A 6,371-nucleotide genomic window follows, 5' to 3' on the forward strand; every position below is an offset into this window, starting at 1 on the left:
CAATTAGCTTTAAGATGAAACCCGCACCGGCGGGTTTTGTTTTTGTAGTTGGATTTAGCCTCAGATTGCTAGAAAATGGTTTGTAATAACAGCCAACTATTTAATCCTACTATAATACTAGCCACTAACCAAGCTAAGGCTTTCAGCCAAAATGGATTCACAAACTCTCCCATTAAGTTGCGGTTTGAGGTAAATATTACCAAGGGAATTACTGCAAAGGGTAATTGCAAACTGAGAATCACTTGACTGAAAACCAGTAAATTAGTTGTACTGCCTTCACCAAACAACATAATTGCGATCAAAGCTGGCACAATGGCAATCAGTCGAGTCAGCAACCGCCGCAACCAAGGCCGCAGCCGAAAATTGAGAAACCCTTCCATCACAATCTGTCCTGCAAGAGTTGCAGTCAAGGTTGAATTCTGCCCCGAAGCCAATAAAGCAAAGGCAAAAATTGCACTGGCAGAACCCACACCCAGCACCGGAGAAAGCAGTTTGTAAGCATCTTGAATTTCTGCTACTTCTTGATAGCCGTAAGAGTGAAAAGTTGCAGCCGACAATATCAGAATTGCTGAATTAATAAACAAAGCTATTGACAGCGCTACGGTTGAATCAATTGTGCCAAATTTAATTGCTTCCCATTTTTTATCAGAAGCTTCTTCCCAAGCGCGAGTTTGGACGATCGATGAATGCAAGTAAAGATTGTGGGGCATCACAGTTGCCCCCAAAATACCAACCGCAATATAAAGCATGGCCTGATTTTGCAAAATCTCTAGGCTGGGAACATAACCGAGTAAAAGTCCTCCGGCATCTGGTTTGGCAAAAATTATTTCTGCGATAAAGCAACCGCCAATAATTGCAATAATCGTAATCACCAAAGCTTCGATATAACGAAAGCCTTTCCCTTGTAAAAATAACACCATTATTACATCTAGCGCAGTGATGCACACCCCCCAAACTAAGGGAATGCCAAATAGCAATTGCAGTCCGATCGCACTACCAACAAGTTCCGCTAAATCACAAGCAGAAATAGCAATTTCACAAAGTATCCACAGCAAAAAACTGACTCGCGGACTGAAATAATCTCGACAAGCTTGTGCCAAGTCTCGTCCCGTTGCCACTCCCAAACGCACGCAGAGTGATTGCAGCAAAATTGCCATCAAATTAGATAGCAAAATCACACTTAATAGCGCATAGCCAAACTTTGCTCCTCCCGCTAAGTCAGTCGCCCAGTTTCCGGGATCCATATAACCGACAGAAACCAAATATCCAGGCCCTGCGTAGGCCAGCATTTTACGCCAGAAACCTTTGCTGTTGGGAACGGGGATGCTGCGGTGGACTTCAGGCAAGCTGGGCCTATTTTCCGAGTCAGTCATTGGTTGTACCGTTCAACACTTTTCATATTCTTTTCATAATATGACAAGTTTAGCGGAATTTGATCAGTCGTATGGATCAAATTCCGGCGGAGTCACCGTATATTTTTGGGGTTGAACCGAGGTTCGCGCGATCGACTATGATGAGGTCGATCGCCAAAAAGCACTCTTATGTGCGAAGACTCTATTTCAAAACTCTAGTCGCATTGAAAATAGCTGCTAAAGCCACCCCAACATCGGCAAAAACTGCTTCCCACATTGTCGCTAAACCAAAAGCAGCCAAAGCAATAAATATGCCTTTGACTAACATGGCAAAAATGATATTTTGCCAAACAATATTGTGAGTTTTCCGGGCAATTTGGATGGCTTCGGCCACCTTAGACGGTGCATCTGCCATAATCACAACATCGGCAGTTTCGATCGCCGCATCGGAGCCCAAACCCCCCATCGCTATGCCAACATCAGCTCTAGCAAGCACTGGTGCATCATTAATTCCGTCCCCGACAAAAACAATTTTGTCGCCTTTTTTAGATTCGCCGATCAGTTTTTCGATCGCCTCGACTTTTCCTTCGGGTAATAACTCGGCTAAATAGGAATCTAAACCGAGCTTTTTAGCAACACTATCGGCTACAGCTTGATTATCTCCTGTGAGCATCACGATTCGCTCAACACCCAGTTTCTTGAGGTCGCGAATAGCCTGTACTGCGTCTTCCTTAAGCTCGTCAGCAATCAAAATATACCCAGCGTAGCGGTTGTCTACCGCTAAATGCACTACTGTACCTTCAGCATTGCAGACATCGTGAGCAATTTTTTCTCGGTGCAGCAAACGGTCATTTCCCGCCAGCACAATTTGATTATTTAATTTTGCTCGGATGCCGTGCCCCGCTATTTCTTCATAACCTTTCACATCCGATGAATCTATCTTTCCGCCGTAAGCTTCCAGAATAGATTTCGCGACTGGGTGATTGGATTTAGATTCTACTTTAGCCGCTATTGCCATTAACTCTGTTTGGGAAAAACCATTCTGAGGCACAATTTGGGCTACTTTAAAAACTCCTTTTGTCAGAGTTCCTGTTTTGTCCAAAACAACTGTCTTGACTGCTGTCAGGGTATCTAGAAAAGTCGAGCCTTTAACCAAAATACCGCCCTTGGCTGCACCGCCAATTCCCCCAAAGTATCCCAGAGGAATGCTAATTACCAACCCGCAAGGACAGGAAATAACTAACAAGACAAGGGCGCGGTAAACCCATAAAAATCTGTCTGCATTAGTTGCTTCTGAAATGAACAAAGGCGGAATTAAAGCCACTGCTAGCGATGCAAATACTACAAAAGGCGTGTAGTAACTGGCAAATTTGGTGATAAATTTCTCAGTTTCAGCTTTTTTGCTTCTGGCATTTTCTACTAATTCCAGAATTCTGGAGATTGAAGATTCACCGAAGAGTTTGGTAACTTGGACGGTGAGAACTCCTGTCTGGTTAATTGTTCCTGCTAAAACTGTTTCTCCAGCTTTCACGGTTCGAGGTACTGATTCTCCAGTTAGTGCAGATGTGTCAATCTGAGAGTTGCCGTCGATAATTTCACCGTCTAAGGGAATTTTTTCTCCCGGTTTGACAAGGATGATATCGCCGACGGCTACGGTTTCTGGCGAAACTTTTTTGATGTCGCCATTTGCTTTGAGGTTGGCGCTGTCTGGGCGAATTTTTAAAAGCGATTTGATCGATTGACGCGATCGCCCAACGGCAAATTCTTGAAAAAGTTCTCCGATTTTGAAAAACAACATCACCCCCACTGCTTCAGGGAGTTTGTGAATAGCGACAGCGCCGAGTGTTGCTACAGTCATTAAGAAATTTTCATCAAACACTCGACCTCGCAGAATGTTGCGACCCGCACTTGTTAAAACATTCCATCCGCTTAAAAGATAGGCTGGGATGAAAACCAGATATTCACCTATAGAATAGGGCGTGTTGTGCAGTTTTTCTTCAAAAATTAAACCGCCCACAAATAGTACAACAACCAATATCACAGGAATCAATTCTTGATTCAGGTTAAAATCTCCGTGGCCGTGGTCGTGGTCATGGCCGTGGCCGTGGTCGTCGTGGTTATGATTCTCATGGCTGTGTTCGTGGTGGTCGTCCTCATGACTGCAACTACAGCAGCCGGAATAGCTCGATTTTGCTTTTTGCATATGGTTTTTCCTGCGTTTATCCCAATACCTGATAGTATGAATATATATTCATATTATAGAGTTAAAAATAAAATATACTAGATTTTGAGTTAAAATTCTAGTATATTTTAGAAAAATATTGTTAAGTTGGTAGCGAACGTTACTAGGGATTAAGAGTAATAACTATTCTCTGTTTCCGATTGAGAGAGAGAATGATTATCCATAGTCGTTAGTGATTAACTAATTAAGCCGCCGGATAAATTCTAAAGGCAAACCATCAGTATCGGCAATAAAAGCTACTTCGTAAACATTTGGCCCGATCACCTGTTGAGTCGGTTCTAATAAAACTTTCAAAGCTTGAAACTGGTTTGGTTGGTATGAAGCAGCTTCATCAAACCGAGCTTTCAGAGACTGCAACCAGCTAGGTAAGTCTGTTGTCGCTTCAGTTAAATCGAAAGATAAATGATAATATCCAACATAATGCTCGTCTCCGAAAGCATCCGGTGCGGGTTTTGGTTCCGGGATTTGAATTAGTTCGATGCGTCCGTTGAGACCTTCCATCCAACAGGCTAGGGTATAACCTCTGGTAAAGCGATCGCTCACCTGCCCAGAGCGATACAGTCATTGCGAGGAAAGACATCGGAGATTCCTATGGGCCAGATCCTGTGGGCGGTATATTGCTAGATCAAACGATCGAACTGGCGAAACAGTATAAATAGGGAATAGGCGAGCCCAGCAAATAGCATAAGATTTATGTATACTTGCTATAGGAACCAGCCTATACACAATCAGGTATTCATTTTAAATTTCAAGAATTATGTCTTCTCAACATGAGTGGCTACCTCAACCAATTCACAACGACCTATCCAGTCGAGCCGGGGTCTTGCAGTCATCGCTAACCTGGCATCAGACCACTTTTACGGGCATCTGGTTTGGTGCCTTCGAGTCTGACGATAACGTTCAAGATCATCCCGTCACCATGCTGACTCGCTTCGATCCGGGTGGCTTTTTCCCGCTACACGGACACCCGGGTGGAGAAGAAATTTTGGTACTTGAGGGTAACTTCGCCGATGAAACCGGTGTGTATCCTCCAGGATCTTATATGCTCAATCCCGAAGGGTTTATCCATCGTCCTTATAGCGATGAAGGTTGCCTGACATTTGTTAAATTACGGCAACATGGTGGAACCACTCGCCAGCGGGTGAAAACGAATATTTACGACTTGTCCTGGCAGCCCGGTGCTATTCCCCAAATTGAAGTAAAGCCACTTTATGAGCAAGAGGGTTTTTATGAAAAAGTTTGGGTGGAACGCTGGCAACCAGGCACGGCTTTGTGGAACGTAGTTGAATCTGAGGTGAAAGAAATCTTTGTCATCGAAGGGTCTTGGAGTGATGAGTTACGAGATTTCCCAACTGGTAGTTGGCTGCGGTATTCACCCAATTCTCCCTATAGTCCGTCGTCGGCCACCGGTTGTCTGGTTTATGTTAAGACTTATCCTTTAGATGCAAGGCGATTTATTGTTGGGAAAGACTTCCGACACCCTTTTGAGACAACAGAGTCTTGTGGCTAAGGATTAGCGGTAGGAAGTGAAATGACTACTAACTACTGACCTCATTAGCCATTCATGCGCCGGATAAACTCTAAGGGCAAACCATCAGTATCGGCAATAAAAGCTACTTCGTAAACATTTGACCCGATCGCCTGTTGAGTCGGTTCTAATAAAACTTTCAAAGGTTGAACCTGATTGGGTTGGTATGAAGCAGCTTCCTCAAACCGCTCTTTCAGAGACTGCAACCAGCTAGGTAAGTCTGTTGTCGCTTCAGTTAAATCGAAAGATAAATGATAATATCCAACATAATGCTCGTCTCCGAAAGCATCCGGTGCGGGTTTTGGTTCGGGGATTTGAATTAGTTCGATGCGTCCGTTGAGACCTTCCATCCAACAGGCTAGGGTATAACCTGTGGTAAAGCGATCGCTCACAGTAAATCCCAACTGTTCGTAAAAGGCGATCGCCCGGTGAATGTTAGCAGTGCGAATCGAGGCGTGGTGCATTCGATTTTAGATTTTAGATTTTAGATTTTAGATTGGGGAATTGGGCATTGGGCATTGGGCATTGGGCATTGGGCATTGGGCATTGGGCATTAGGCATTAGGAATAGGAACTAACTAATGACTAATAACTAATAACTAATGACTAATGACTACTGACTAATAACTATTCAAACAACCGAAAATAGGGATATCTAATCGGAACTCCCGGCTCTTTTTCCAAATCAAAATTAATCACTTCCCAGCAAGGGTCCTCTTGGGGATCGGGGCTAAAATCCACAGGCAAACCGTACAGCCTCGGCCGCGGCGAGTCCGACTGACCGCGCCAAGGCGTGCTGCGTTCCAAATAAGCGCTGATTAAGTCCCGATAGCGTTGAGCAACGATCACGCGAGTTGCTCGATAGCCTTGAGTATAGAGTCGATCGAGCGCTTCGTGAATTTCAAACCGAATCCCGTCCGGGTGCGTGTGCTGGCGATACCATTCATTCTCCCAGCGGCGCCAGTGCCGCCCAGACTGAAGGTGAACCAGTTCCCCCGTTTTTGGATCTGCCTCAAATGCCCCGTGACGCGGACACAAATAGGTATCCGTGAGCGTTAGAGCCGGAATTGTTTGGCGACAGTGGGGACACTGAATTTCCGGGCCAAACATCGGGTATTGCAAGGCAACTTCAATCATTTATTTGCGTCCCAGCATATTTTCTCTGCAAAAGTGGTTAGAGTCGATAGGGGCATTTCTACCCCTACCTCTCCTTCAGAACGGAACGTGAAACTTTCGCTTCATTCCGCTCC

The 6,371-nt window shown here is 44.6% G+C and carries 6 protein-coding genes; 1 reads left to right on the top strand and 5 read right to left on the bottom strand.

Annotated elements, in window-relative coordinates:
• Positions 1 to 68: 68 nt before the first annotated feature.
• The 3 genes from QUA16_RS13140 to QUA16_RS13150 all read right to left on the bottom strand — a co-directional run bounded on the left by QUA16_RS13140 (position 69) and on the right by QUA16_RS13150 (position 4,095).
• Positions 69 to 1,373: an Nramp family divalent metal transporter gene (locus QUA16_RS13140; RefSeq protein WP_333106294.1), complete on the bottom strand. Its 1,305-nt coding sequence runs from the start codon at positions 1,371 to 1,373 to the stop codon at positions 69 to 71.
• A gap of 181 nt (positions 1,374 to 1,554) precedes the next feature.
• Complete coding sequence (locus QUA16_RS13145; RefSeq protein ID WP_333106292.1) at positions 1,555 to 3,555, bottom strand: heavy metal translocating P-type ATPase; 2,001 nt, start codon at positions 3,553 to 3,555, stop codon at positions 1,555 to 1,557.
• 219 nt (positions 3,556 to 3,774) lie between these two features.
• Positions 3,775 to 4,095, bottom strand: a complete 321-nt coding sequence (locus tag QUA16_RS13150) for a VOC family protein (protein ID WP_333106335.1) — start codon at positions 4,093 to 4,095, stop codon at positions 3,775 to 3,777.
• Positions 4,096 to 4,351: 256 nt separating this feature from the next.
• Here QUA16_RS13150 and QUA16_RS13155 point away from each other — a divergent pair, with 256 nt between their 5' ends.
• Complete coding sequence (locus tag QUA16_RS13155) at positions 4,352 to 5,104, top strand: cupin domain-containing protein (protein WP_333106291.1); 753 nt, start codon at positions 4,352 to 4,354, stop codon at positions 5,102 to 5,104.
• Between the two features lie 44 nt (positions 5,105 to 5,148).
• On the opposite strand, the gene QUA16_RS13160 is transcribed toward QUA16_RS13155, so the two are convergent.
• Both QUA16_RS13160 and QUA16_RS13165 read right to left on the bottom strand, forming a co-directional pair.
• Positions 5,149 to 5,586 carry a VOC family protein gene (locus QUA16_RS13160; protein ID WP_333106289.1) on the bottom strand — a complete coding sequence of 146 codons (438 nt, stop codon included), beginning with the start codon at positions 5,584 to 5,586 and terminating at the stop codon, positions 5,149 to 5,151.
• A gap of 162 nt (positions 5,587 to 5,748) precedes the next feature.
• Positions 5,749 to 6,258, bottom strand: a complete 510-nt coding sequence (locus QUA16_RS13165; RefSeq protein ID WP_333106288.1) for a TIGR02652 family protein — start codon at positions 6,256 to 6,258, stop codon at positions 5,749 to 5,751.
• Positions 6,259 to 6,371: the final 113 nt, after the last annotated feature.

This window comes from Microcoleus sp. S13_C3 (assembly GCF_036700905.1).
GTDB lineage: Bacteria > Cyanobacteriota > Cyanobacteriia > Cyanobacteriales > Microcoleaceae > Microcoleus.

Bases quoted from the DNA above. Each gene is read 5' to 3' on its own strand.
- QUA16_RS13140 (WP_333106294.1), bottom strand. From the start codon at position 1,373: ATGACTGACTCGGAAAATAGGCCCAGCTTGCCTGAAGTCCACCGCAGC.
- QUA16_RS13160 (WP_333106289.1), bottom strand. From the start codon at position 5,586: ATGCACCACGCCTCGATTCGCACTGCTAACATTCACCGGGCGATCGCC.
- QUA16_RS13145 (WP_333106292.1), bottom strand. From the start codon at position 3,555: ATGCAAAAAGCAAAATCGAGCTATTCCGGCTGCTGTAGTTGCAGTCAT.
- QUA16_RS13155 (WP_333106291.1), top strand. From the start codon at position 4,352: ATGTCTTCTCAACATGAGTGGCTACCTCAACCAATTCACAACGACCTA.
- QUA16_RS13150 (WP_333106335.1), bottom strand. From the start codon at position 4,095: ATGGAAGGTCTCAACGGACGCATCGAACTAATTCAAATCCCGGAACCA.
- QUA16_RS13165 (WP_333106288.1), bottom strand. From the start codon at position 6,258: ATGATTGAAGTTGCCTTGCAATACCCGATGTTTGGCCCGGAAATTCAG.